A 26,525-nucleotide genomic window follows, 5' to 3' on the forward strand; every position below is an offset into this window, starting at 1 on the left:
CATGGATAACGTTGAAATTTCACCTGCAACACGGTGGGGAATGGTCGCCACTGGATTAATCCAGGGGCTGGTTTGCTATTTTCTGATAACCTGGCTGGCTGTGGACAATAACAACTGGCTTGTTTACGGCATTCCTGCGACTGTGGCGCTTTCATCCGTTTTGTTATTCACCGTGGAATCCTTCAAACAGAAGCGTTTGTGGGGGTGGCTGGCGCTGGTATTTATTGCCACCCTGGCGATGAGCGGCTGGCTGAAGTGGCAAATTGATGGCATGAGTCCCTGGCGAGCGGACCAGGAACTCTGGGAATTTGGTTGTTATCTGCTGTTAATGGCGATGTTGTTATTGCCTTGGGTACAACTGAATTTGCACGACAGAAAAGAGCGAACGAACTATAGCTTTTTTTACCAGTCAGCGTGGCATAACGCTCTAATATTGATGGTGATTTTGATCACTAATGGTCTGACATGGCTGGTACTTTTACTGTGGAGTGAGTTATTTAAACTTGTTGGCATCACGTTTTTCAGTACCCTCTTTTTTTCAACCGACTGGTTTATGTATCTTACGCTGGGCCTGGTTACCGCGCTGGCAGTCATTCTTGCGCGGACTCAATCGCGGTTAATCGCCTCTATTCAAAAGCTCTTCACGTTAATCGCCACAGGTTTGCTACCACTGGTTTCACTGCTGACGCTGCTGTTTATTATCACTTTGCCCTTTGCTGGTTTGAATACGATTTCCCGCCACATCTCCGCCGCTGGGCTGCTTTTAACTCTGGCCTTTTTGCAGTTGCTCTTAATGGCCATTGTCCGCGATCCGCAAAAAGCAACGCTTCCCTGGACTGGCCCGTTGCGTTGCCTGATAAAAACGTCTCTGCTGGTGGCGCCGCTCTATGTGTTGATCGCCGCCTGGGCTATATGGATGCGGGTCGCTCAATACGGCTGGACTACCGAACGCTTGCACGGCGCACTGGCGGTGGTGGTGTTACTGGTCTGGTCGCTGGGGTATTTCGTCAGTATTGCCTGGCGTAAAGGGCAAAATCCCCTTGTTCTTCAGGGCAAAGTGAACCTTACGGTTTCGTTATTGGTGCTGGTGATACTGGTGCTTCTTAATTCACCGGTGCTGGACAGTATGCGCATTAGCGTGAACAGCCATATGGCGCGTTATCAGAGTGGCAAGAACACGCCAGACCAGGTAAGTATCTACATGCTCGAACATAGCGGTCGCTATGGGCATGCAGCGCTTGAGTCGCTGAAAAGCGATGTCGAGTATATGAAAGACCCGAAACGCAGGCGGGGTCTGCTGATGGCGTTTGATGGAGTGCAACGTCTTCAGCAGCAGATATCGGAAAAAGCATTAGCTGATAATGTATTTATTGCCCCAGGTTCTGGCAAACCTGATACGACATTCTGGTCGGTAGTGATGAAAAATCGCTATAACGCAATGATATGTATTGAAAAAGATGCCTGCGTGCTGGTAGAGCAAGATCTGAATAGTGATGGTAGGGCAGAGCGGATCCTGTTTGCCTTTAATGATGAAAGATACATTGTCTATGGTATTGATCCTGCCGGGAAAGAATGGAAAGAATGGAAAGAATGGAAAGAATGGAAAGAATGGAAAGAGATTACGATGAGTTCACTCCCGCGTGTAATAACGAAAGAGAAATTACTCACAGCGGCGAAGGATGGAAAACTGGGGACGAAGCCTAAAGTGTGGCGCGATCTTACGGTGGATGGTGAAACGCTGGATTTGAATCTGAATGAGTGACAGCGCGTTTGGATACGGCGCCTTATCTTACCTGCGATAAATTGCATTTAATCCGTAGGCCAGATAAGTGCAGCGCATCAGGCAATTTAGTCATGATGTCCGGCAGAGTCATCTCTGCCGGACATGGGATTAATGAACCTGCGGATCTGCCGGAGACGCATTGTTGCGGATCTCGGCAATATCCATTGCATTGAACAGATAGTGGTTACCACAGTAATCACAATGCATGTCAATTTCGCCTTCTTCCGCGAGGATGCTATCAACTTCTTCATCCGGCAGCGTTTTCAGCGCGCCTGCGCAACGTTCACGCGAGCAGGTGCATTTGAACTCAACATCCTGCGGATCGTAAACCGTCACCTCTTCTTCGTGGTATAAGCGCCACAAAACTTCGTTTGCCGGTAACGTCAGCAGCTCTTCAGTTTTGATGGTTTCGGTCAGCGTCGCCAGGTGGTCGAAGTCGTCTTGCTGGGCATTTTGCGCAGGCATTACCTGCAACAACATACCGCCCGCAGCCGGTTTGCCGTCTACGTCACCGGTGCGAATAAACAGGCGCGTCGGCAGCTGTTCAGAACGCATAAAGTAATCTTCCAGGCAAGCCGCCAGGGTATCACCTTCCAGACCAACCACGCCCTGATAGCGTTCGCCTTCGCTCGGGGTAATGGTGATCACCACGTAACCATTGCCGACCAGCGTTTTCAGGTCGGCATTTTCTGGAATTTCGCCCTGCACGCGCGCCACACCACGCATTTGCTGTTTGTTGTTACCGTTAATAACCGCCAGATTCATCGGACCGTCGCCTTGCAGCTGTACGGTGATATCACCATCAAACTTCAGCGTAGCGGTCAACAGGCTGGTCGCGACCAGCAGTTCTGCCAGCACGTTTTTCACCGGCTGCGGATAATCGTGATTCTCAAGGATCTGTTGCAGGGTTTCCGAAACGGTTACCAGTTCGCCGCGAACGGCAAAGTTTTCAAACAGATAGCGATGTAATTGGTCATGTTGCGGCATAATCATCTCTCTTGCAGGTGACAGTTATTCACTGTCGCCGTGTTTAAATCGTAACAGGTCACGGCGCTCTTTTTTGTCCGGGCGCCGGTCCGGGTGCGGCATGGTTAAGGCATTAAGTTTACGTGCCAGTGCCATTTTTTCGCGTTTCTCTACACTTTCCGCAGTCTCTTCATACAACAAGACCGCCTCGCTGGCGGGGCGACGCTGTTCAGTAATCGCCTTTACAATCACCGTTCGTTCGTCATTTCCCTGGCGCAGCGTGAGCGTGGCATTCAGCTCGACGACTTTACTCGGCTTGCTGCGTTGCCCGTTGTAATGCACCTTACCGCCTTCAATCATTTCGCGGGCCAGCGCGCGGGTTTTATAAAAACGGGCGGCCCATAGCCATTTATCCAGTCGAACCTCAACAGCCGGTTTTTCTTTCATGGCGTCTCCTTCACATTAGCGAGGGGATCAGGCGGCGGTAGTCATTCAGTGACGGATGGCGTTCATACTGTTTTTCGGCTATTCCAGAGTCAGGGTTGGTGACGCCGAGACAGTAACGAATACCAAATTGCGCGGCAGCATCGAGAATGGCTTCGCTGTCATCAATAAACAGCGTTCTTTCAGCTTTCAGACCCGTAGCTTCGGCCACCGCATGCCATAACCGCTGATCCTCTTTCGGATAACCAAATGTGTGGGTGGAAAGTAATAAATCAAGGTGTGCGTCCAGACCCGTATGCTCAAGTTTAACGGCCAGGTTATGTGGATGGGCGTTAGTGAGCAAAATACGCTGCTTGCCGCTGGCTTTCAGCGCTTCGAGAAACGGAATAGTATCTTCACGCAACACAGCACGCGGCCCCATCTCGGTGGTCATCGCACAGATATCCAGACCCAGTTGCTCGCTCCAGTAATCAAGACAGTACCAGTTTAGCGTATGCTGCACGTCGTGATATTGCCGGCGCATATATTCCATTGCTTCCTGTGGCGTAACACCGTTTTTCGCGCCCCATGTTTCAGGCACCAGCTTTTGCCAAAAATAGTTATCGAAGGCGAGGTCGAGCAACGTGCCGTCCATATCCAGCAGAACGGTGTCTACGTCCTGCCAGGCAATGTTGATATGCATGGGGGAAATCTCCAGAGTGAAGCAATTTGCGCGACAGGGTAGCATAACCTGCCGCGCAAACGTGTTATTCGATGAGGCTTTCTGAAGACGTGAGCAGCGTCGGATTCAGGCAGCTTTCGTAATATTCCTTAATCTCCATCATGCGGGTGCGATGACGCTGGTAACGACGCCAGGCCTGCACGCCATTATAGATGGCACAGCCGAACATCGTCAGTAGCAGTAATGTGGTGCCGAGATAGCGCCACAGGCCAGAACGGTCCGGAATAGGGTGCAAGCTGATATGCTGCGTGCCGTTGGCATCGGTGAAAATATTGGTGACGATCCCCTCGGCGTTAAACGGTGTATGCATCAACATTTGCGCCAGCTTCTGGAAAGCGTTCCATTGTTCTTGCGCCGGGTAGTCATAAAGTGAGGCTGCTGGCCACGGTTGATCGACAAAATCGCTGCCTTCGTCGCTGACAATCAGGAAGCCGCCAGGCGCTGGGCTATTCAGTGATTGTGCCGCTCGCGCCGTTTCATGAGTGATAAACGGTGCGGTGGAAGTCGCCACCAGATTATCCAGCGATTCTGCGCTCACCGGGCGGAGTAATACATTCACACCATCAAGTTTTCCTGCGTTGGCGCGTTTCACCAGTGCGTCCCAGTCCTTACTGTTGCCAAGATTCACCAGGGCGTTTTTTAAGCGCACACAATCATCTTTGGCTGCACAGAGATCTGCTGTCTTCAGTACGATGTCGCCAAAGTCATCAAGCAAAACCATGCCGGATTTCTGAATCGCAGAACGTAATGAGGCACTGACGCGTGATTCATCTTCCGGTTTAGGGTGCAGTTGACGGTTTACTGCTTCGGTCAACGCCGTAGCTTTGTTAACCAGTTCCGATTCCGGTAATGGCAATGAACGGGCGTCATTCCAGATGATTTGCGAGCAGTCAAACGGCAAAAACGGTGAATTGGTTTTCGCGCTCCAGGTGCCGGAAGTGCGGATATTACACATGCCTGTACCACTTAGACGTAAGGTATCGCCTACGCGTACGCCAGCGTCCGCAAGTTGTTTAACACTGGTGGCCTCAATAGTCTGCGCGCCTTTCATCCACGAGAGAGTGAATTTCAGCGGCATATCCAGTGGGATCCAGAACAGCAGCATAAACAAGACTATCAGCGAACCGGCTGCGATAACCGTGCTGCGTAGCCAGTGCTGCAACGGGAAGTTTTTTACTTCGTCATGCAGCGAAAGATAGCGCCCCTGGCGCACGACGTGACGGTCGAGGTAGATATCGATATCGGTTTGTTGTCCGAGATCCTGGGCAATGTAAGGTTGCCAGTGCGCGGGGTAGACCAGATCGATAATACCAAGCGAAATATTGTTAATCTGTTCCTGAGAGTTTTCACCAAACAGCCCCCAGCGACGCGGTGTCCCACGCAGGCAGTGGATTTCCCTTAGAGAGGATTTGGCAGGTGGCGCATATAATCCCCACAGGCCCGCGCCCAGCAGCAGTAGCGCGCCGCCAACCAACCACGGGACAAATACATCTGGGGTCACCAGGCAGAAATAGAACATCAGGAATGAGGCGACAATCAGCAGCGCTTCCCGCAATCCTCGTGGGCGGCTAAGTGCATACTCTTCGTGCGTTTCCTGGCGAATGTTGAGCAACTCAATTTGTTCGCTCTCTTCACCGCGAATCGATGCCTGCGTTGATGGAATAGGTTGTAACGTGTAACCGCGAGTCTCCTGCATATACTCTTGCAGCGTATGGCCGTTGAGTGAAATGACTAATGGGAGTGAGTCGGTATAAATCAGTTCAACGGTGTTTTCGTCGTTGATGTACTGCTCCCAGAAAGGCGGCAGGTGGACTTCTACCGAGTCAAGGTAGTAGCGCCATTTATTGGGATCGTCGGTAGAGATGCCATAACGTGTGATAGCGTGCGTCAGCATCATCACATTATTGCTTTCGGCGTTCAGCGTCAGAGAGACAGGCGCCGTGCTGGCCCCCGTCGGGCCGGGAACCTGCAAAATCTGCGTCAGGCTTTCGAGATAATTTTCAACGGCGCTACGTTCTTCAGAAGTGAGTTTGCGCGTTTGCGCATCAGCGAAGGCGTTAGCCCAGGGCAATTGTCGCCGCCTGGTGCGGGTTTTTATCAGCCATCCCGCAAGTAGTGAGCAGGCCAGCAAAGCAGCTAAAAAAATCACAATGGTGCTCATGCTTTCCCCATCTTACTTAATTTGTCAGGCGTGATTATTCGCACCCTGGACACAATATAGGATTCTGCGGTTGGCTATCGGCAAGCGTGGAGTTGAACTTGAGCATCATTAAGCGCATCCCAGTAACCGCTGATCATAGCAAACCCTCTGAGGGCGGAATATCAGCAAATTCCTGGAGTTATTTCAACCTATTGACTTTTAATTTGATTTGAGAACGATTATTTGTCAGGTTGCATAAATGTAAATAACATGCAATTCACATTGCCGAAACGGTGTCCGATATCGCACAATAAATACTGATTTCACTGCAAAAGATTCCACAATGAGAAAATCATTACAAAAACCCACCATTCTGAATGTTGAAACTGTAGCCCGTTCCCGACTGTTTACCGTCGAAAGCGTGGATCTGGAGTTCAGCAATGGCGTGCGGCGTGTTTATGAACGAATGCGTCCAACCAACAGGGAAGCGGTGATGATTGTGCCTATTGTGGACGACCATCTGATCCTGATTCGCGAGTACGCGGTGGGAACTGAATCCTACGAGTTAGGGTTTTCGAAAGGGCTGATTGATCCCGGTGAAAGCGTCTACGAAGCAGCTAACCGCGAGCTAAAAGAAGAAGTGGGATTTGGTGCGAACGATCTGACTTTTTTGAAGAAACTCAGCATGGCGCCGTCTTACTTTTCCAGCAAAATGAATATTGTGGTGGCGCAAGATCTCTACCCGGAATCGCTGGAAGGCGATGAGCCGGAGCCGCTACCGCAGGTTCGCTGGCCGCTGGCGCATATGATGGATTTGCTCGAAGAGCCTGACTTCAATGAAGCGCGCAATGTCAGCGCGCTGTTCCTGGTACGTGAGTGGTTGAAGGGGCAGGGGCGGTTGTAAATACGTAGATCTTGCCTGATGCGTCATACATATCAGGCCTACGGGATTCCTGCAATGTATTGAGTTTTCAAGATTTTGCATGCCGGATAAGGCGTTCATGCCGCATCCGGCATGAACAACGCGCACTTTGCCAGCAAACTAAAAAGGCGCCGAAGCGCCTTTTTAATCAGAACAATTCCTGTGCCTCACCATTATCGATAATGGTCGTTCCCACCTCGCGCACCGCTTGCTGTGTAGGCTGTGTACCTTCAATGAAGTACTCTTCGCGGCTGTTGCCGCCGCTGGCCAGTTGCCCAGTGCTGCGATCGATATTCACCGTCACAATACCCGGCGGCGGCGTCAGCGGTTGTTCCGGTACGCCTTCCAGAACGGCTTTCATATAAGCGTCCCATGCAGGCTGCGCGCTTTTAGCACCACCTTCGTAACCAGAGATCTGATCTTTAATTGCCCCGGAAGCCGTGGTATGACCGAGATTACGACGGTGGTCGTCAAAGCCAATCCATACTGAGGTTACTACGCCTGGTCCGTAACCCGAGAACCATGCATCCTTCGAGCTGTTGGTGGTCCCGGTTTTCCCGCCGATATCATGACGTTGCAAATCACGACCTGCGCGCCAGCCAGTACCTTGCCAGCCTGGTTCACCAAAGATATTGGTGTTCAGTGCGCTCTTAATCAGGAATGCCAGCGGAGTGCTGATAACGTGCGGTGCATACTCCTGCGCGCCGGTCTTCGCGACTAATGTCTGATTAGCTTGCTCCAGTTGCGGCATCGGCACCGAAACATTTTGCTGCTCGCGGGAGATAGCCACGTCTTCAACGTCGTTATTTTCCAGCACGTTCGATTTTTGCGTATCGCCATAAATCACCGGGATATCGCATTCCGGGCAAGCTACTTTCGGTTTCGCTTCGAAAATCACGCCGCCCTGGTCGTTTTCAATTTTGCTGATAAACCACGGATCCACCAGGAAGCCACCGTTCGCCATTACTGCATAGCCGCGCGCCACCTGCAGCGGCGTGAAGGACGCGGAACCCAGCGCCAGCGATTCGGTATGAACAATGTTTTGCGCCGGGAAGCCGAAGCGTTGCAGATACTCTGCAGCGTAGTCGACGCCCATAGCCCGCATTGCACGCACCATCACTACGTTCTTCGACTGACCCAGTCCCTGACGTAAACGGATTGGACCGGCATATTGCGGCGGTGAGTTTTTCGGCTCCCAGTCAGAACCAGCACCGGCGTCCCAGCGGGAAATCGGCACATCGTTCAGCATACTTGCCAGCGTCAGACCTTTATCCATTGCAGCGGTGTAGAGGAACGGTTTGATATTCGAACCCACCTGACGCAGCGCCTGAGTTGCGCGGTTAAACTTGCTCTGGTTGAAGTCAAAGCCACCAACCAGCGCCATGACGGCACCGTTTTGCGGATTGATCGACACAAGCGCCGAGTTCACCTCTGGCACCTGCGCCAGCCACCAGGCATCGCCAACCTGGCGAACCCAGATTTGCTGACCCGTTTGCACCACATCAGTCACTTTACGTGGCGTCGGTCCCTGTTGAGTGTCTGAACGGTAAGGACGCGCCCAGCGAACGCCTTCCATACGCAACGTTACGGACGTTCCGTCAGCCAGCATCGCTGTCGCTTCCTGCGGATTGGTGCTGGTAACTGCGGCAGGCAGCAGCGGACCGTAAGTCGGCAACGCTTTCAGAGTATTGGTTATCTTTTTGGTGTCCCACGCCGTCTCACCTACTTTCCACAGCACATTAGCCGGGCCGCGATAACCGTGACGCATGTCGTAGTCCAGCACGTTGTTACGTACCGCTTGCTGCGCGGCCTGCTGAACTTTGCGGGTAATGGTGGTGTAAATGCGATAACCGTCTTCATAAGCGCTTTCGCCGTAACGGCTATACATCTCCTGACGCACCATTTCGGTGAGATACGGCGCCGAGAAGGCAATTTCCGGCGCGTGATAATTGGCGTTAATCGGCTCACTACGCGTCTGATCGTATTGCTGCTGGGTGATATACCCTTCGCTCAACATACGCGACAGCACAACGTTACGCCGCGCGACGGCGCGATCCATTGAGTAGAGCGGGTTGAAAGTGGATGGGGCTTTTGGCAGCCCGGCAATCACCGCCATTTCGTTCAGCGTCAGTTGGTCGACCGTTTTACCGAAATAGACTTGTGCCGCAGCACCGACACCATAGGCGCGGTAACCGAGGTAAATCTTGTTCAGATAAAGCTCGAGGATCTCGTCTTTAGTCAGCAACTGTTCAATACGAATCGCGAGGAAGACTTCCTTAATCTTACGCATCAGCGTGCGTTCCGGACTGAGGAAGAAGTTTCTCGCCAGTTGCTGGGTAATGGTACTCGCCCCTTGTGACGCGTGACCAGAGAACAACGCCACACTTGCCGCACGGAAGATCCCCACCGGGTCAACGCCGTGATGCTCATAAAAGCGGCTGTCCTCAGTCGCGATAAAGGCTTTCACCATTTCCGGCGGGATTTGATCCAACGTAACCGGAATACGACGCTTTTCACCATATTGCGCAATTAGCTCGCCATCGGCGCTGTAAATCTGCATCGGAATTTGCAGGCGAACATCTTTTAATGTCGCCACATCCGGCAGTTGTGGCTCGATGTAGCGGTAGAGGCCATAAATCGAGCCTGCTCCCAGCAGAATGCAACAGACTGCAAGGATCAATAAATACTTTACGAACTTCACTGGAAATTTCCGATTTGGTTTCATTTGGGCAGTTTATAAACAAACGCGCGGTAGTATAAAGGCAAGCCAGACGCATTGATATACCCGTCAGAGTGACGGGTGATAAGGAGATCATCACAATGGCATTTAAGAACTGGCAAATTGGGTTGCATTTACAACAGCAAGAAGCGGTGGCGGTTGCTATCGTGCGTGGTGCAAAAGAATGTTTTTTGCAACGTTGGTGGCGCTTGCCGCTGGCGACAGACATTATCAAAGATGGACGCATTCTCGATACAGAGCGGCTGGCAAAAACGTTGTTACCGTGGAGTCGTGAACTGCCGCATCGACATCACATTATGCTGGCATTTCCTGCTGGTCGAACGTTACAGAGGGCATTTCCACGCCCGGCGATGTCTCTCGGTGAGCGAGAGCAAACGGCATGGCTGGCAGGCACAATGGCACGCGAGCTGGATATGGAACCGGACTCCCTGCGCTTCGATTATAGCGAAGATTCACTAAGCCCGGCCTATAACGTGACCGCCGCGCAAAGCAAAGAGTTGGCAACGTTACTTACCCTGGCAGAAAGATTGCGTGTTCACGTTAGCGCGATTACCCCAGATGCCTGCGCTTTACAACGGTTTCTGCCTTTTTTACCCCCTCACAAGCAATGTCTGGCCTGGTGTGACCACGAGCAGTGGTTGTGGGCGACGCGTTATAACTGGGGGCGCAAGCTGGTGGTGGGGATGACAAGCGCGAATGACCTTGCAGCGATGTTATCCGTGGATCCCGACAGTATCGCAATATGCGGCGAAGGCGGATTTGACCCCTGGGAGGCGGTTTCTGTTCGTCAGCCGCCGCTACCGCCACCAGGTGGAGACTTCGCCATTGCGCTGGGGCTGGCGCTTGGGGAGAGTCGCTAATGAACCCACCAATCAATTTTTTGCCCTGGCGACAGCAACGCCGTGCGGCCTTTTTTCGCTTCTGGTTGCAGATGTTTGTTGCCCCTCTGCTGCTGACCGTAGGGATAACGCTAATGCAGCGTCTGGCATATAACGCCGAAGCACGCGTAGACGCCATTTTGCTCGAGGGAGAACAACAACTCGCCCGTAGCTTACAGGTCACTAAGCCACGTTTGTTGGAACGCCAACAGTTACGCGAACAGCATTTGCGACGTCAGCGTCAGCGACAATTTACCCGCGACTGGCAACCAGCGCTGGAAGCGCTGGCGACGCTTTTACCAGAAAAAGCCTGGCTGACCACGCTGAGCTGGCAGCAGGGAACGCTGGAAGTCAAAGGACTTACGTCGAACATCACAGCACTAAATGTGTTGGAGAAGTCACTCCGTGAGGATGCCTCTTTTCAGCTCAACCAGCGAGGGGCCACGCAGCAGGATGCACAAGGGCGCTGGCAATTTGCGTATCAGTTAACAAGGAAGGTTAGCGATGAACTCGCTCTTTGACTGGTGGTTTGCCACATCTCCTCGTACCCGTCAGTTTGGCTGGGCAGTCTGGTTGCTGGTGTTATTCACAATCATCGTTCTTTCATTGGCCCATCAGGAAGAGAGCGACGCATTAATTCGACTGCGGGCAAGTAATCACCAGCAGTGGGCTGCACTGCATCGCCTGGTAGACACCACACCCATCCGCGAAGAAAAGACGTTGTCCTTTTCGCCGCTGGATTTTCAGTTGCCTGGCGCGCAACTGGTTTACTGGCATCCGTCCGCCCAGGGAGGGGAGTTGGCGTTGAAAACGCTCTGGGAAGCGGTGCCGTCGGCATTTACACGACTGGCAGAGCGCAACGTCAGCGTAAGTCGTTTTTCGTTAAGCGTGGAAGGTGATGAACTCTTGTTCACGCTCCAACTGGAGGGGGCGAATGATGGCTAAACGTTGGCTGCTGGCTGGTGTTGCATTATGGCTATTAACCGGCATGCGCGACCCGTTTAAACCACCGGAAGATCTATGCCGGATTAGCGAACTTACCCAGTGGCGCTATCAGGGGATGGTAGGAAGAGGCGAGCGCGTTATTGGCGTAATAAAAGATGGGCAAAAGAAATGGCGACGGGTGCAGCAAAACGATGTGCTGGAAAACGGCTGGACGATCTTACAGCTGACGCCAGACACACTAACGCTGGGAACCGGGACAAACTGCGAACCGCCACAGTGGTTGTGGCAACGGCAAGGAGATACAAATGAAGCAATGGATAGCCGCACTACTGTTGATGATGATGCCCATCGTGCAGGCGGCAAAGCCGCAAAAAGTCACGCTGATGGTGGATGACGTTCCGGTTGCTCAGGTTTTGCAGGCGCTGGCCGAACAGGAGAAGTTGAACCTGGTGGTGTCGCCAGACGTCAGCGGTACGGTATCGCTACATTTAACGGATGTTCCCTGGAAGCAGGCGCTACAAACCGTAGTGAAAAGCGCCGGGCTGATAACGCGTCAGGAAGGCAATATTCTTTCAGTGCATTCCGTTGCCTGGCAAAATGAAAATATCGCCCGCCAGGAGGCAGAGAAAGCACGGGCGCAGGCAAACCTGCCGCTGGAAAATCGCAGCATTACCCTGCAATACGCCGATGCCGGAGAGTTGGCGAAAGCGGGGGAGAAGCTACTTAGCGCCAAAGGCAGCATGACCGTTGATAAACGTACCAATCGCCTTTTGTTGCGCGATAACCAGGCGGCGTTAACTGCACTGGAACAGTGGGTCATGCAAATGGATTTGCCGGTAGGCCAGGTTGAACTGTCGGCACACATTGTCACCATTAATGAAAAAAGTCTGCGCGAGTTAGGCGTGAAATGGACGCTGGCCGATGCGCAACAAGCTGGCGGCGTTGGGCAAGTGACTACGCTCGGTAGCGATCTCGCGGTGGCGACGGCGACGACGCATATCGGTTTTAACATTGGGCGGATCAACGGACGTTTGCTGGATCTGGAGCTTTCCGCACTAGAACAGAAACAGCAACTGGATATCATCGCCAGTCCACGTTTACTGGCTTCGCATCTCCAGCCTGCCAGCATTAAACAGGGAAGCGAAATTCCGTATCAGGTTTCCAGTGGTGAAAGTGGTGCAACATCGGTGGAGTTTAAAGAGGCGGTACTGGGAATGGAGGTCACGCCCACGGTGTTACAAAAAGGTCGCATCCGGCTGAAATTACACATCAGCCAGAACGTTCCGGGGCAGGTCCTTCAACAAGCCGATGGCGAAGTGCTGGCAATTGACAAGCAGGAGATCGAAACGCAAGTCGAGGTCAAAAGCGGAGAAACGTTGGCGTTGGGCGGCATTTTTACCCGTAAAAATAAATCGGGTCAGGATAGCGTACCGCTGTTGGGTGACATTCCCTGGTTCGGGCAATTATTTCGTCATGACGGAAAAGAAGATGAACGACGTGAGTTAGTGGTGTTTATCACGCCACGACTGGTTTCCAGTGAGTAAACCGCCGCAAAAGCGGTGATGTTTTTACGTTGAACGTGTTTCATCTATTTGACGCGCGCAGGTATTTAGCATACAAGGAGTACCGATTTGAGAGTTGGTGCTCTTAGCTGCCTGCGTTTTATGATGATGATTTATCATTCAGGCGGTATTTTGCTGTCTTTTTTACGCTAATCTTACCCGGTGATTTATCGCCAAAGCGGTGATAGCAAGGCAGCATGCCTGCAGCGACCAGATATGCAGAGGGATGGGCGATTTATTCAGTTGCCAAACCTGCTGGAGTATTGAGATAATTTTCAGTCTGACTCTCGCAATATCTTATGAGGTTTCAGTCCATGTCCTGCTGCGCTCTCTGAGCGAAGCGGGTTTATCATTAACGAATAGTCTTAGTAGTACCGAAAAAATGGCAGAGAAACGCAATATCTTTCTGGTTGGGCCTATGGGTGCCGGAAAAAGCACTATTGGGCGCCAGTTAGCTCAACAACTCAATATGGAATTTTACGATTCCGATCAAGAGATTGAGAAACGAACCGGAGCTGATGTGGGCTGGGTTTTCGATTTAGAAGGCGAAGAAGGCTTCCGCGATCGCGAAGAAAAGGTCATCAATGAATTGACCGAGAAGCAGGGTATTGTGCTGGCTACTGGCGGCGGCTCTGTGAAATCCCGCGAAACGCGTAACCGTCTTTCCGCTCGTGGCGTTGTCGTTTATCTTGAAACGACCATCGAAAAGCAACTTGCACGCACGCAGCGTGATAAAAAACGCCCGTTGCTGCACGTTGAAACACCGCCACGTGAAGTTCTGGAAGCGTTGGCCAATGAACGCAATCCGCTGTATGAAGAGATTGCCGACGTGACCATTCGTACTGATGACCAAAGCGCTAAAGTGGTCGCAAACCAGATTATTAACATGCTGGAAAGCAACTAATTCTGGCTTTAAATACACTCGTCTGCGGGTACAGTAATTAAGGTGGATGTCGCGTTATGGAGAGGATAGTCGTCACTCTCGGGGAACGTAGTTACCCAATTACCATCGCATCTGGTTTGTTTAACGAACCAGCTTCATTCTTACCGCTGAAATCGGGCGAGCAGGTGATGTTGGTCACCAACGAAACCCTGGCTCCTCTGTATCTCGATAAGGTCCGCGGCGTACTTGAACAGGCGGGTGTTAACGTCGATAGCGTTATCCTCCCTGACGGCGAGCAGTATAAAAGCCTGGCTGTACTCGACACCGTCTTTACAGCGTTGTTGCAAAAGCCGCATGGCCGCGATACTACACTGGTTGCACTTGGCGGCGGCGTGGTGGGCGATCTTACCGGTTTCGCGGCGGCGAGCTATCAGCGCGGCGTTCGCTTCATTCAAGTCCCAACGACGTTATTGTCGCAGGTTGACTCCTCCGTTGGCGGCAAAACCGCGGTAAACCATCCCCTCGGTAAAAACATGATTGGCGCGTTTTACCAACCTGCATCGGTGGTGGTAGATCTCGATTGTCTGAAAACGCTTCCTCTGCGTGAGTTAGCTTCGGGGCTAGCGGAAGTCATCAAATACGGCATTATTCTTGACGGCGAGTTTTTCCACTGGCTGGAAGAGAATCTCGACGCGCTGCTTCGTCTGGATGGCCCTGCAATGGCGTACTGTATTCGCCGCTGCTGTGAGCTGAAAGCAGAAGTTGTCGCCGCCGACGAGCGTGAAGCTGGCTTACGTGCTTTACTCAATCTTGGACATACCTTTGGTCATGCCATTGAAGCTGAAATGGGCTATGGTAATTGGCTACACGGTGAAGCGGTTGCTGCGGGTATGGTAATGGCGGCGCGCACATCGGAACGTCTCGGGCAGTTCAGTTCTGCCGAAACGCAGCGTATTATTACCCTGCTCACGCGGGCTGGGTTACCGGTCAATGGGCCGCGCGAAATGTCCGCGCAGGCATATTTACCGCATATGCTGCGTGACAAGAAAGTTCTTGCGGGAGAAATGCGCTTAATTCTTCCGCTGGCAATTGGTAAGAGCGAAGTTCGCGGCGGTGTTTCGCACGATATCGTTCTTAACGCCATTGCTGATTGTCAGTTAGCGTAACAACAAGAAAGGTCAGGCCGCTTATCCGGCGGTTTATTAGCTTCAGGTTAATTGCAACGTGGTAAGCATTAACCTTTTAGTGGGGTGTTAAATGGATGAATTCAAACCAGAAGACGAGCTGAAACCCGATCCCAGCGATCGTCGTACTGGTCGTTCTCGTCAATCTTCTGAGCGTTCTGAACGTGGCGAACCGCAGATCAATTTTGATGATATTGAACTTGATGATACGGATGATCGCCGTCCGACCCGCGCGCAAAAAGAGCGCGATGAGGAACCGGAAATCGAACAAGAATATGACGAATCCGAAGATGAAACGGTGGATGAAGAGCGTGTAGAGCGGCGTCCGCGTAAGCGCAAAAAAGCAGCCAGCAAACCTGCTTCTCGTCAGTATATGATGATGGGCGTCGGTATTCTGGTTCTGTTGCTGTTGATCATCGGTATCGGTTCTGCGTTAAAAGCCCCCTCGACCTCTTCCAGCGATCAAACTGCGTCTGGCGAGAAGAGTATTGATCTTGCTGGCAATGCGACCGATCAGGCGAATGGCGTGCAGCCAGCATCGGGAACCACGTCTGCGGAAAATACTCAGCAGGATGTTTCTCTGCCACCGATTTCTTCTACGCCGACCCAGGGGCAGACCCCGGCGGCAACGGATGGTCAACAGCGTGTTGAAGTACAGGGTGATCTGAACAATGCCCTGACCCAGCCACAAAATCAGCAACAGCTGAACAATGTGGCGGTAAATTCGACATTGCCGACCGAACCCGCAACGGTTGCGCCAGTACGCAATGGCAATGCATCGCGCGACACGGCAAAAACGCAAACCGCTGAACGTCCGACCACCACGCGTCCGCCGCGTCAGCAGGCAGTGATTGAACCGAAAAAACCGCAAGCAACTGTGAAAACCGAACCGAAGCCGGTAGCACAGCAACCGAAGCGTACCGAACCAGCAGCGCCAGTGGCGAGCTCGAAGGCACCGGCTGCGACTTCTACGCCAGCGGCAACGCCAGCGCCGAATGCGACTGCCAGCACGGAGCCAGCACAAACGGCATCTCCGGCGCAAACCACGACAACACCAGCTGCTGGGGCGAAGAGCGCGGGTAATGTTGGTTCGTTGAAATCGGCACCGTCAAGCCATTACACTCTGCAGTTGAGCAGTTCCTCTAACTACGACAACCTGAACGGTTGGGCGAAGAAAGAGAACCTGAAAAACTACGTTGTCTATGAAACGACGCGTAATGGTCAGCCGTGGTATGTCCTGGTTTCTGGCGTGTACGCTTCGAAAGAAGAAGCGAAAAAAGCGGTATCTACATTGCCAGCCGATGTCCAGGCCAAAAATCCTTGGGCGAAACCGCTGCGTCAGGTACAGGCCGATCTGAAGTAATCAAGGCTATTTCCCGCAATGGATAACCGTTGCGGGAACTGCCTGAAGCGCTGGATGCTGTCGGAGCTTTCTCCACAGCCGGAGAAGGTGTAATTAGTTAGTCAGCATGAAGAAAAATCGCGCTTTTTTGAAGTGGGCAGGGGGCAAATATCCCTTGCTTGATGATATTAAACGGCATTTGCCTAAGGGCGAATGTCTGGTTGAGCCTTTTGTTGGTGCCGGGTCGGTGTTTCTTAACACCGACTTTTCTCGTTATATCCTTGCTGATATCAACAGCGATCTGATTAGTCTCTACAACATTGTAAAGACGCGTACTGAAGAGTATGTGCAGGCTGCCCGCGAGCTGTTTGTTCCCGAAACAAATTGCGCCGAGGTCTACTATCAGTTCCGCGAAGAGTTCAACAAAAGCCAGGATCCCTTGCGTCGGGCAGTACTGTTTTTATATTTGAACCGCTACGGTTACAACGGTTTGTGCCGTTACAATCTGCGCGGTGAATTTAATGTGCCGTTTGGCCGTTATAAAAAGCCCTATTTCCCGGAAGCTGAGTTGTATCATTTTGCCGAAAAAGCGCAGAATGCCTTTTTCTATTGTGAGTCTTACGCCGACAGCATGGCGCGCGCAGATGATGCATCCGTCGTCTATTGCGATCCGCCTTATGCGCCGCTTTCTGCGACCGCTAACTTCACGGCGTATCACACAAACAGTTTTACGCTTGAACAACAAGCCCATCTGGCGGAGATCGCAGAAGGTCTGGTTGATCGCCATATTCCTGTGCTGATCTCCAATCACGATACGATGTTAACGCGTGAGTGGTATCAGCGCGCAAAATTGCATGTCGTCAAAGTTCGACGCAGTATAAGCAGCAACGGCGGCACACGTAAAAAGGTGGACGAACTGCTGGCTTTGTACAAACCAGGAGTCGTTTCACCCGCGAAAAAATAATTCTCAAGGAGAAGCGGATGAAACAGTATTTGATTGCCCCCTCAATTCTGTCGGCTGATTTTGCCCGCCTGGGTGAAGATACCGCAAAGGCCCTGGCAGCTGGCGCTGATGTCGTGCATTTTGACGTCATGGATAACCACTATGTTCCCAACCTGACAATTGGGCCAATGGTGCTGAAATCCTTGCGTAACTACGGCATTACCGCCCCTATCGACGTGCATCTGATGGTGAAACCCGTCGATCGCATTGTGCCGGATTTTGCTGCTGCTGGCGCCAGTATCATTACCTTTCATCCAGAAGCCTCCGAGCATGTTGACCGCACGCTGCAACTGATTAAAGAAAATGGCTGTAAAGCGGGGCTGGTATTTAACCCGGCGACACCATTGAGCTATCTGGATTACGTGATGGATAAGCTGGATGTGATCCTGCTGATGTCCGTCAACCCTGGTTTCGGCGGTCAGTCTTTCATTCCGCAAACATTAGATAAACTGCGCGAAGTGCGCCGCCGCATCGATGAGTCGGGCTTTGATATCCGTCTGGAAGTGGACGGTGGCGTGAAGGTGAACAACATTGGCGAAATCGCTGCGGCGGGAGCGGATATGTTCGTCGCCGGTTCGGCAATCTTCGACCAGCCAGACTACAAAAAAGTCATTGATGAAATGCGCAGTGAACTGGCAAAGGTAAGTCATGAATAAGTTTGAAGATATTCGCGGCGTCGCTTTTGATCTCGACGGTACGCTGGTGGACAGTGCTCCTGGTCTTGCTGCTGCGGTAGATATGGCGCTGTATGCGCTGGAGTTGCCCGTTGCAGGCGAAGAACGCGTTATTACCTGGATTGGCAACGGCGCAGATGTCCTGATGGAGCGGGCATTGGCCTGGGCGCGTCAGGAACGTGCGACCCTGCGTAAAACAATGGGTAAACCGCCCGTTGATGACGACATTCCGGCAGAAGAACAGGTACGTATTCTGCGTAAACTGTTCGATCGCTACTATGGCGAGGTTGCCGAAGAGGGGACGTTTTTGTTCCCGCACGTTGCCGATACTCTGGGCGCGTTGCAGGCTAAAGGCCTGCCGCTAGGCCTGGTTACCAACAAACCGACGCCGTTCGTCGCGCCGCTGCTCGAAGCCTTAGATATCGCCAAATACTTCAGCGTGGTGATTGGTGGTGATGACGTGCAAAACAAAAAACCGCATCCGGACCCGCTGTTACTGGTGGCTGCGCGGATGGGAATTGCCCCACAACAGATGCTGTTTGTTGGCGACTCACGCAATGATATTCAGGCGGCAAAAGCGGCAGGTTGCCCATCAGTTGGCTTAACCTACGGATATAACTACGGCGAGGCTATCGATCTCAGCCAGCCTGATGTAATTTATCACTCTATAAATGACCTTCTGCCCGCATTAGGGCTTCCGCATAGCGAAAATCAGGAATCGAAAAATGACTAAGCCCATCGTTTTTAGTGGCGCACAGCCCTCAGGTGAATTGACCATTGGTAACTACATGGGTGCGCTGCGTCAGTGGGTAAACATGCAGGATGACTATCATTGCATTTACTGCATCGTTGACCAACATGCCATCACCGTGCGCCAGGATGCGCAAAAGCTGCGTAAAGCGACGCTGGATACGCTGGCTCTGTACCTGGCATGTGGCATCGATCCTGAGAAAAGCACCATTTTTGTTCAGTCCCATGTACCAGAACATGCGCAGCTAGGCTGGGCGTTGAACTGCTATACCTACTTCGGCGAACTGAGCCGCATGACCCAATTCAAAGATAAATCTGCGCGTTATGCCGAGAACATCAACGCTGGTCTGTTTGACTATCCGGTGCTGATGGCGGCGGACATCCTGCTGTATCAAACCAATCTGGTGCCGGTCGGTGAAGATCAGAAACAGCATCTGGAACTGAGCCGCGATATCGCCCAGCGTTTCAACGCGCTGTATGGCGATATTTTTAAAGTACCGGAGCCGTTTATTCCGAAATCTGGCGCGCGCGTAATGTCGCTGCTGGAGCCGACCAAGAAGATGTCCAAGTCTGACGATAACCGCAATAACGTTATCGGCCTGCTGGAAGATCCGAAATCGGTAGTGAAGAAAATCAAACGTGCGGTCACTGACTCCGACGAGCCACCGGTAGTTCGCTACGATGTGCAGAACAAAGCGGGCGTTTCCAACCTGCTGGATATCCTTTCTGCAGTTACTGGCAAGAGCATCCCGGAACTGGAAAAACAGTTCGAAGGCAAGATGTATGGTCATCTGAAAGGCGAAGTAGCTGATGCCGTTTCCGGTATGCTGACTGAATTGCAGGAACGCTATCACCGTTTCCGCAATGACGAAGCCTTCCTGCAACAGGTGATGAAAGACGGCGCAGAAAAAGCCAGCGCGCACGCTTCCCGTACGCTGAAAGCGGTGTATGAAGCGATTGGTTTTGTGGCGAAGCCGTAATTCACTATTGCTGGCAAATTGCGCTTTGTTCATGCCGGATGCGGCGTGAACGCCTTATCCGGCCTACAAAGTAATGCACATATTGCAAGGAAATGTAGGCCTGATAAGCGTAGCGCATCAGGCAATTTTGCTTTTATCATCACTCTGAAACTGGGGAAACCCGGTTTTTTTATCCTCTTTTCGCAACAACCCGAAAAAATGTGAAGTGCCTCGCCGTTTCCACATCTCTTAGTTGCCACTTATCTTCATTTTAATGAAGATATAAATATTCACTTTATTGAAAATATATTATGCGTCGAACGTTTATCAAAAAAGAAGGCGTCGTCATCACGACTCTGGCTCGTTATCTGTTAGGTGAAAAGTGCGGTAATCGATTGAAAACCATAGATGAACTGGCAACTGAATGCCATTCATCGGTTGGTCTGACACAGGCCGCGCTGAAAACGCTGGAATCAAGCGGCGCGATTAGAATTGAACGCCGTGGGCGCAATGGCAGTTATCTGGTCGAGATGAATAACAAAGCATTGCTGACTCATGTGGATATCAACAACGTGGTATGTGCGATGCCCTTGCCCTATACCCGTTTGTACGAAGGACTGGCAAGCGGGCTGAAAGCTCAGTTTGATAGCATTCCTTTTTATTATGCGCATATGCGCGGCGCGGATATTCGCGTGGAGTGTTTACTTAACGGCGTCTATGACATGGCGGTAGTGTCCCGCCTGGCGGCAGAAAGTTATCTCACGCAAAAAGGGTTATGCCTGGCGCTGGAACTTGGGCCACATACCTATGTTGGCGAGCACCAGCTGATTTGCCGTAAAGGGGCGTCTGGCAACGTGAAACGCGTGGGGCTGGATAACCGCTCGGCGGATCAGAAAATCATGACCGATGTCTTTTTTGGCAATAGCGATGTGGAGCGCGTCGACCTCTCATATCACGAGAGTTTACAACGCATTGTAAAAGGCGATGTCGATGCGGTTATCTGGAACGTGGTGGCGGAAAGCGAACTTGCCATGCTGGGATTAGAAGCGACGCCGCTGACGAACGATCCACGATTTTTACAGGCCACTGAAGCCGTGGTGCTAACGCGAGCCGATGATTACCCGATGCAACAATTGCTACGTGCGGTTGTTGATAAACATGCCCTGCTTGCTCATCAACAGCGAGTCGTCAGTGGGGAACTTGAACCCAGTTATTAAGCGAAAGGCGTCTTAAATGGAAAACAGACTCAACCTGCTTTGCGAGGCAGGCGTCATTGATAAGGACATCTGCAAAGGCATGATGCAGGTCGTCAAAGTACTGGAAACAGAATGCCATCTTCCCATACGCAGCGAGCAGGGAACGATGGCGATGACGCATATGGCGAGTGCGCTGATGCGCAGTCGTCGGGGCGAACACATACTGCCGCTGGATGACGAATTACTGGCGGAACTGGCGCAATCCACATACTGGCCAGCGATTGTGCAATTGCATCAGGTGCTATTGAAGGAATTCGCGCTGGAAATTAACCCGTGTGAAGAAGGGTATTTGCTGGCCAATCTCTATGGATTATGGATGGCCGCCAACGAAGGTGTCTGAGTTATACGGCAAATCCGCGTCACATAACTTAAATATTCAAAAAAATGAATGTTTAATTCAAGGAATAGAAACGAGGCAACAAGATGTTTGTAGAAGCATTGAAACGCCAGAACCCAGCGCTGATTTCCGCCGCACTAAGCTTGTGGCAACAGGGCAAGATCGCCCCGGACAGTTGGGTTGTCGACGTGGATCAGTTACTGGAAAACGGTAAGAGGCTGATTGAGACGGCGCGGCTTTACGGCATTGAGCTGTATCTGATGACCAAGCAGTTTGGCCGTAATCCATGGCTGGCGGAAAAACTTCTGGCACTGGGCTACAGCGGCATTGTGGCGGTGGATTACAAAGAGGCGCGGGTCATGCGCCGCGCCGGTCTGCCGGTGGCGCATCAGGGACATCTGGTGCAAATCCCTTGTCACCAGGTTTCTGACGCCGTTGCACAGGGAACTGACGTCATCACCGTATTTACCCTCGATAAAGCGCGGGAAGTCTCTGCGGCAGCGGTGAATGCTGGACGTGTGCAGTCTGTGCTGCTCAAAGTTTATAGCGACGATGATTTTCTTTATCCGGGCCAGGAGAGCGGTTTTCCCCAAAACACGCTGCATGACATTGTCGCTGAAATCCAGAAACTGCCAGGACTACATTTAGCGGGACTTACCCATTTCCCTTGCCTGCTTTGGGATGAAACAAGCGGGAAAGTTTTGCCGACACCGAATCTTCACACGCTGGTACAAGCACGGGATCAACTGGCGAAATCTGGTATTGCGATTGAGCAACTGAACGCGCCTTCAGCGACCAGCTGCACTTCGCTGCCATTACTGGCGGAATACGGTGTGACTCATGCCGAACCCGGTCATGCACTGACGGGCACTATTCCGGCAAACCAGCAGGGCGATCAGCCTGAACGTATCGCCATGCTCTGGTTAAGTGAAATCTCCCATCATTTCCGTGGCGACAGCTACTGCTACGGCGGCGGTTACTACCGTCGTGGTCATGCTCACCGCGCTCTGGTTTTTACTAACGAAAATCAAAAGATTACTGAAACCAATCTCAAAACTGTAGATGACAGCAGTATCGACTACACCCTGCCGTTAGCAGGTGAGTTTCCGGTGAGCAGCGCGGTGGTGCTCTGTTTTCGTACGCAGATTTTTGTTACCCGCAGTGATGTCGTGCTGGTATCGGGTATTCAGCGTGGCGAACCGGAGATCGTCGGTCGTTATGACAGTCTTGGAAACTCTCTGGGGGCGTAATGGCGCGATTCGTGGTGTTAGTGATTGATAGCTTTGGCGTAGGCGCAATGAAAGATGTCACGCTGGTGCGTCCGCAGGATGCGGGAGCGAATACCTGTGGTCACATTCTGAGCCAGCTGCCGCATTTGCAGCTGCCAACGCTGGAGAAAATGGGGCTAATCAACGCATTAGGTTATGCGCCTGGAGATATGCAGCCGTCAGACTCCTCAACCTGGGGCGTGGCAGAGCTGCAACATGAAGGTGGCGATACCTTTATGGGGCATCAGGAAATTTTAGGCACGCGCCCGTTACCGCCGCTACGGATGCCCTTTCGCGATGTGATTGACCGTGTTGAGCAAGCATTACTTAACGCTGGCTGGCAGGTGGAGCACCGTGGCGATGATCTGCAATTTCTGTGGGTCAATCAGGCGGTTGCGATTGGCGATAATCTCGAGGCGGATTTAGGCCAGGTCTATAACATCACCGCCAATCTCTCTGTGATCTCTTTTGACGACGCAATCAAAATTGGTCGTATCGTGCGTGACCAGGTACAGGTCGGTCGGATCATTACATTTGGCGGCTTGTTAACCGACAGTCAGCGTATTCTCGATGCCGCAGAAAGCAAAGAAGGGCGCTTTATTGGCATCAACGCGCCGCGTTCTGGCGCTTATGACAACGGTTTCCAGGTCGTGCATATGGGCTATGGCGTCGATGAAAAAGTGCAGGTGCCACAAAAACTGTATGAAGCAGGCGTGCCAACCGTGCTGGTGGGTAAGGTGGCAGATATTGTCAGCAATCCTTATGGCGTGAGCTGGCAAAACCTGGTGGATAGCCAGCGGATTATGGATATCACCCTCGACGAATTTATCACCCATCAGACAGCGTTTATTTGCACCAACATTCAGGAAACCGACCTCGCTGGTCACGCAGAAGACGTCGCACGTTATGCCGAACGTTTGCAGGTCGTTGACCGTAATCTTGCTCTCCTGGTTGAGGCGATGCAGCCAGATGACTGCCTGATTGTCATGGCGGATCACGGCAACGACCCGACAATCGGTCACAGCCACCATACCCGCGAAGTCGTGCCTGTGCTGGTTTATCAGCAAGGGCTGGTCCATACGCAACTCGGTGTGCGCACCACGCTTTCTGATGTGGGGGCTACCGTGTGTGAATTTTTCCGTGCGCCACCGCCCCAAAATGGTCGCTCTTTTCTTTCCTCCCTCCGGTTTGCAGGAGACACCCTATGAGTTTTGATCCGACGGGTTACACCCTGGCCCATGAGCATCTGCATATTGATCTCTCCGGCTTTAAAAACAACGTGGACTGCCGCCTTGATCAGTATGGGTTCATCTGCCAGGAGATGAACGACCTGATGGCCCAGGGCGTTCGTAATGTGATCGAGATGACCAACCGTTACATGGGGCGCAATGCGCAATTTATGCTCAATGTAATGCGTGAGACGGGGATCAACGTGGTGGCCTGTACCGGTTATTACCAGGACGCGTTTTTCCCGGAACATGTGGCGACCCGCAGCGTGCAGGAACTGGCGCAGGAGATGGTCGATGAAATTGAACAGGGTATCGATGGCACCGACCTGAAAGCCGGGATTATCGCGGAGATTGGTTCCAGCGAAGGAAAGATTACGCCGCTGGAAGAGAAGGTATTTATTGCCGCCGCGCTGGCACATAACCAGACTGGACGCCCGATCTCCACGCATACCTCTTTTAGCACCATGGGGCTGGAGCAACTGGCGTTGCTGCAAGCCCACGGGGTTGATCTTTCGCGCGTCACCGTCGGCCACTGCGATCTGAAAGACAATCTCGACAACATTTTGAAGATGATCGATCTCGGCGCGTATGTGCAGTTCGACACCATCGGCAAGAACAGTTACTACCCGGACGAAAAGCGCATTGCGATGCTCCACGCGCTACGTGACCGTGGGTTGCTGAACCGCGTCATGCTGTCGATGGATATTACGCGCCGCTCCCATTTAAAAGCCAACGGTGGTTATGGCTATGACTATTTATTGACCACCTTTATTCCGCAATTGCGCCAGTCAGGATTCAGTCAGGCCGATGTGGATGTGATGTTACGTGAAACTCCCTCTCAATTTTTCCAATAAGGACAGACTCATGAAAAAGATTGGCGTTGCAGGCTTACAGCGTGAGCAGATTAAAAAAACCATTGAAGCGACTGCTCCTGGCTGTTTTGAAGTTTTCATTCACAACGACATGGAAGCGGCAATGAAAGTGAAATCCGGGCAACTGGATTATTACATCGGCGCGTGTAATACCGGTGCGGGCGCGGCATTGTCGATTGCCATCGCGGTGATTGGCTATAACAAAAGTTGCACTATTGCCAAGCCGGGCATTAAAGCGAAAGACGAGCATATCGCCAAAATGATCGCCGAAGGGAAAGTGGCGTTTGGGCTTTCTGTTGAGCACGTCGAACACGCGATTCCGATGTTGATTAACCATCTGAAATAAAAGGCACGACTATGGATCTGTATATTCAGATTATCGTGGTGGCGTGCCTGACGGGTATGACATCGCTTCTGGCGCATCGCTCGGCGGCTGTTTTTCATGACGGTATCCGCCCGATCCTGCCGCAACTGATTGAAGGCTATATGAACCGTCGCGAGGCGGGGAGTATCGCTTTTGGTCTGAGCATTGGTTTTGTGGCCTCGGTGGGGATCTCTTTTACCCTGAAAACCGGGCTACTCAACGCATGGTTACTCTTTCTTCCTACCGATATCCTCGGCGTACTGGCGATAAACAGCCTGATGGCGTTTGGTCTTGGCGCTATCTGGGGGATATTGATCCTCACATGCCTGTTGCCGGTAAACCAGCTGCTGACCGCGCTACCGGTGGATGTATTAGGTAGCCTGGGGGAATTAAGCTCACCGGTGGTTTCAGCGTTTGCACTGTTCCCGCTGGTAGCGATTTTCTACCAGTTTGGCTGGAAGCAAAGTCTGATCGCGGCCGTGGTTGTGCTGATGACCCGTGTGGTGGTAGTGCGCTATTTCCCGCATCTCAATCCGGAATCCATCGAAATCTTTATTGGCATGGTGATGCTGCTGGGGATCGCGATAACTCACGACCTGCGTCATCGTGATGAAAATGATCTTGATACAAGCGGACTTTCCGTCTTTGAAGAGCGTACGTCGCGGATTATCAAAAATTTACCCTATATCGCCATCGTGGGGGCATTGATTGCCGCCGTTGCCAGCATGAAGATTTTTGCTGGTAGCGAAGTGTCGATCTTCACACTGGAGAAAGCATATTCCGCAGGCGTAACGCCGGAACAATCGCAAACGCTGATCAATCAGGCGGCACTGGCGGAATTTATGCGTGGGCTGGGGTTTGTGCCGTTGATTGCCACCACCGCGTTAGCCACCGGCGTATATGCAGTTGCGGGCTTTACCTTTGTTTATGCGGTGGGCTATCTCTCGCCGAATCCGATGGTTGCAGCGGTATTAGGCGCAGTGGTTATTTCGGCGGAAGTCCTGTTACTTCGTTCGATCGGCAAATGGCTGGGGCGTTACCCATCGGTACGTAATGCGTCGGATAACATCCGTAACGCCATGAATATGCTGATGGAAGTGGCGCTGCTGGTCGGTTCGATTTTCGCAGCAATTAAGATGGCGGGTTATACCGGATTCTCTATCGCGGTTGCCATTTACTTCCTCAACGAATCCCTGGGCCGTCCGGTACAGAAAATGGCGGCACCGGTCGTGGCAGTAATGATCACCGGCATCCTGCTGAATGTTCTTTACTGGCTTGGCCTGTTCGTTCCGGCTTAAGGAAG

26 protein-coding genes are annotated in these 26,525 nt (G+C 52.1%); 21 read left to right on the plus strand and 5 right to left on the minus strand.

The features are described from left to right. Position 1: 1 nt before the first annotated feature. Positions 2 to 1,762: a DUF4153 domain-containing protein gene (locus AACS80_RS17865; RefSeq protein ID WP_138183901.1), complete on the plus strand. Its 1,761-nt coding sequence runs from the start codon at positions 2 to 4 to the stop codon at positions 1,760 to 1,762. 129 nt (positions 1,763 to 1,891) lie between these two features. Here the strand turns inward: AACS80_RS17865 and hslO are convergent, their stop codons facing one another. The 4 genes from hslO to igaA form a co-directional block, all read right to left on the minus strand. After that, entirely contained in the window at positions 1,892 to 2,770 is an 879-nt protein-coding gene (gene hslO / locus AACS80_RS17870) for an Hsp33 family molecular chaperone HslO (RefSeq protein ID WP_130208979.1), read from the minus strand. 24 nt (positions 2,771 to 2,794) lie between these two features. Next, a complete protein-coding gene (gene hslR / locus AACS80_RS17875; protein WP_000660493.1) occupies positions 2,795 to 3,196 on the minus strand; it encodes a ribosome-associated heat shock protein Hsp15 in 402 nt (133 codons plus the stop codon). A 10-nt stretch (positions 3,197 to 3,206) separates the two neighbouring features. Next, positions 3,207 to 3,875, minus strand: coding sequence for a GMP/IMP nucleotidase (yrfG, locus tag AACS80_RS17880; protein WP_130208977.1), 669 nt, complete (start codon positions 3,873 to 3,875; stop codon positions 3,207 to 3,209). A 64-nt stretch (positions 3,876 to 3,939) separates the two neighbouring features. Further along, entirely contained in the window at positions 3,940 to 6,075 is a 2,136-nt protein-coding gene (gene igaA / locus AACS80_RS17885; RefSeq protein WP_130261026.1) for an intracellular growth attenuator protein IgaA, read from the minus strand. A 322-nt stretch (positions 6,076 to 6,397) separates the two neighbouring features. Here igaA and nudE point away from each other — a divergent pair, with 322 nt between their 5' ends. Further along, positions 6,398 to 6,958 (plus strand): ADP compounds hydrolase NudE, encoded by a 561-nt coding sequence (nudE, locus tag AACS80_RS17890; RefSeq protein WP_105268146.1) that lies wholly within the window; start codon positions 6,398 to 6,400, stop codon positions 6,956 to 6,958. A 166-nt stretch (positions 6,959 to 7,124) separates the two neighbouring features. On the opposite strand, the gene mrcA is transcribed toward nudE, so the two are convergent. Beyond that, complete coding sequence (gene mrcA / locus AACS80_RS17895; protein ID WP_130208973.1) at positions 7,125 to 9,677, minus strand: peptidoglycan glycosyltransferase/peptidoglycan DD-transpeptidase MrcA; 2,553 nt, start codon at positions 9,675 to 9,677, stop codon at positions 7,125 to 7,127. Positions 9,678 to 9,796: 119 nt separating this feature from the next. Here mrcA and hofM point away from each other — a divergent pair, with 119 nt between their 5' ends. The 19 genes from hofM to AACS80_RS17990 all read left to right on the plus strand — a co-directional run bounded on the left by hofM (position 9,797) and on the right by AACS80_RS17990 (position 26,520). Next, entirely contained in the window at positions 9,797 to 10,576 is a 780-nt protein-coding gene (gene hofM, locus AACS80_RS17900; RefSeq protein ID WP_130217654.1) for a DNA utilization protein HofM, read from the plus strand. Continuing rightward, positions 10,576 to 11,115, plus strand: a complete 540-nt coding sequence (locus AACS80_RS17905; protein WP_130258693.1) for a PilN domain-containing protein — start codon at positions 10,576 to 10,578, stop codon at positions 11,113 to 11,115. Before hofM ends, AACS80_RS17905 begins: the two co-directional genes overlap by 1 nt. Next, on the plus strand, positions 11,099 to 11,539 hold the full coding sequence (locus tag AACS80_RS17910; protein WP_135408040.1) for a HofO family protein: 441 nt from the start codon (positions 11,099 to 11,101) through the stop codon (positions 11,537 to 11,539). The genes AACS80_RS17905 and AACS80_RS17910 overlap by 17 nt, the downstream gene beginning before the upstream one ends. Continuing rightward, the gene (locus AACS80_RS17915) at positions 11,529 to 11,933 is read left to right on the plus strand and encodes a DUF2531 family protein (protein ID WP_130221396.1); all 405 of its coding nucleotides are present in this window, start codon (positions 11,529 to 11,531) and stop codon (positions 11,931 to 11,933) included. The genes AACS80_RS17910 and AACS80_RS17915 overlap by 11 nt, the downstream gene beginning before the upstream one ends. Further along, positions 11,845 to 13,083 (plus strand): DNA uptake porin HofQ, encoded by a 1,239-nt coding sequence (gene hofQ / locus AACS80_RS17920; RefSeq protein ID WP_130208965.1) that lies wholly within the window; start codon positions 11,845 to 11,847, stop codon positions 13,081 to 13,083. Before AACS80_RS17915 ends, hofQ begins: the two co-directional genes overlap by 89 nt. 400 nt (positions 13,084 to 13,483) lie before the next feature. Next, complete coding sequence (gene aroK, locus AACS80_RS17925; protein ID WP_001507994.1) at positions 13,484 to 14,005, plus strand: shikimate kinase AroK; 522 nt, start codon at positions 13,484 to 13,486, stop codon at positions 14,003 to 14,005. Between the two features lie 56 nt (positions 14,006 to 14,061). After that, the gene (gene aroB, locus AACS80_RS17930; RefSeq protein WP_135410772.1) at positions 14,062 to 15,150 is read left to right on the plus strand and encodes a 3-dehydroquinate synthase; all 1,089 of its coding nucleotides are present in this window, start codon (positions 14,062 to 14,064) and stop codon (positions 15,148 to 15,150) included. Positions 15,151 to 15,241: 91 nt separating this feature from the next. Then, complete coding sequence (gene damX / locus AACS80_RS17935) at positions 15,242 to 16,531, plus strand: cell division protein DamX (RefSeq protein WP_138183902.1); 1,290 nt, start codon at positions 15,242 to 15,244, stop codon at positions 16,529 to 16,531. A 106-nt stretch (positions 16,532 to 16,637) separates the two neighbouring features. Next, complete coding sequence (dam, locus tag AACS80_RS17940) at positions 16,638 to 17,474, plus strand: adenine-specific DNA-methyltransferase (RefSeq protein WP_130217642.1); 837 nt, start codon at positions 16,638 to 16,640, stop codon at positions 17,472 to 17,474. Positions 17,475 to 17,491: 17 nt separating this feature from the next. Further along, complete coding sequence (gene rpe, locus AACS80_RS17945; protein WP_000816280.1) at positions 17,492 to 18,169, plus strand: ribulose-phosphate 3-epimerase; 678 nt, start codon at positions 17,492 to 17,494, stop codon at positions 18,167 to 18,169. After that, entirely contained in the window at positions 18,162 to 18,920 is a 759-nt protein-coding gene (gene gph, locus AACS80_RS17950; protein WP_130208957.1) for a phosphoglycolate phosphatase, read from the plus strand. The genes rpe and gph overlap by 8 nt, the downstream gene beginning before the upstream one ends. Then, a complete protein-coding gene (trpS, locus tag AACS80_RS17955; protein WP_130208955.1) occupies positions 18,913 to 19,917 on the plus strand; it encodes a tryptophan--tRNA ligase in 1,005 nt (334 codons plus the stop codon). Before gph ends, trpS begins: the two co-directional genes overlap by 8 nt. Before the next feature lie 290 nt (positions 19,918 to 20,207). Then, a complete protein-coding gene (gene yhfZ, locus AACS80_RS17960; protein WP_130208953.1) occupies positions 20,208 to 21,113 on the plus strand; it encodes a GntR family transcriptional regulator YhfZ in 906 nt (301 codons plus the stop codon). Positions 21,114 to 21,129: 16 nt separating this feature from the next. Further along, a complete protein-coding gene (locus AACS80_RS17965) occupies positions 21,130 to 21,492 on the plus strand; it encodes a PRD domain-containing protein (RefSeq protein ID WP_130208951.1) in 363 nt (120 codons plus the stop codon). An 83-nt stretch (positions 21,493 to 21,575) separates the two neighbouring features. After that, positions 21,576 to 22,739, plus strand: coding sequence for a YhfX family PLP-dependent enzyme (locus tag AACS80_RS17970; protein ID WP_135410773.1), 1,164 nt, complete (start codon positions 21,576 to 21,578; stop codon positions 22,737 to 22,739). Further along, entirely contained in the window at positions 22,739 to 23,965 is a 1,227-nt protein-coding gene (locus tag AACS80_RS17975; protein WP_135410774.1) for a phosphopentomutase, read from the plus strand. The genes AACS80_RS17970 and AACS80_RS17975 overlap by 1 nt, the downstream gene beginning before the upstream one ends. Beyond that, positions 23,962 to 24,840 carry a phosphotriesterase-related protein gene (locus AACS80_RS17980; protein ID WP_135410775.1) on the plus strand — a complete coding sequence of 293 codons (879 nt, stop codon included), beginning with the start codon at positions 23,962 to 23,964 and terminating at the stop codon, positions 24,838 to 24,840. The genes AACS80_RS17975 and AACS80_RS17980 overlap by 4 nt, the downstream gene beginning before the upstream one ends. A gap of 10 nt (positions 24,841 to 24,850) precedes the next feature. Continuing rightward, positions 24,851 to 25,204, plus strand: coding sequence for a DUF2620 domain-containing protein (locus AACS80_RS17985; RefSeq protein WP_000719728.1), 354 nt, complete (start codon positions 24,851 to 24,853; stop codon positions 25,202 to 25,204). An 11-nt stretch (positions 25,205 to 25,215) separates the two neighbouring features. Continuing rightward, positions 25,216 to 26,520 carry a YhfT family protein gene (locus AACS80_RS17990; protein ID WP_130208943.1) on the plus strand — a complete coding sequence of 435 codons (1,305 nt, stop codon included), beginning with the start codon at positions 25,216 to 25,218 and terminating at the stop codon, positions 26,518 to 26,520. Positions 26,521 to 26,525: the final 5 nt, after the last annotated feature.

Origin of the sequence: Escherichia sp. E4385 (assembly GCF_963883145.1) — a bacterium.
In the GTDB taxonomy this organism is placed as follows: Bacteria; Pseudomonadota; Gammaproteobacteria; order Enterobacterales; family Enterobacteriaceae; genus Escherichia.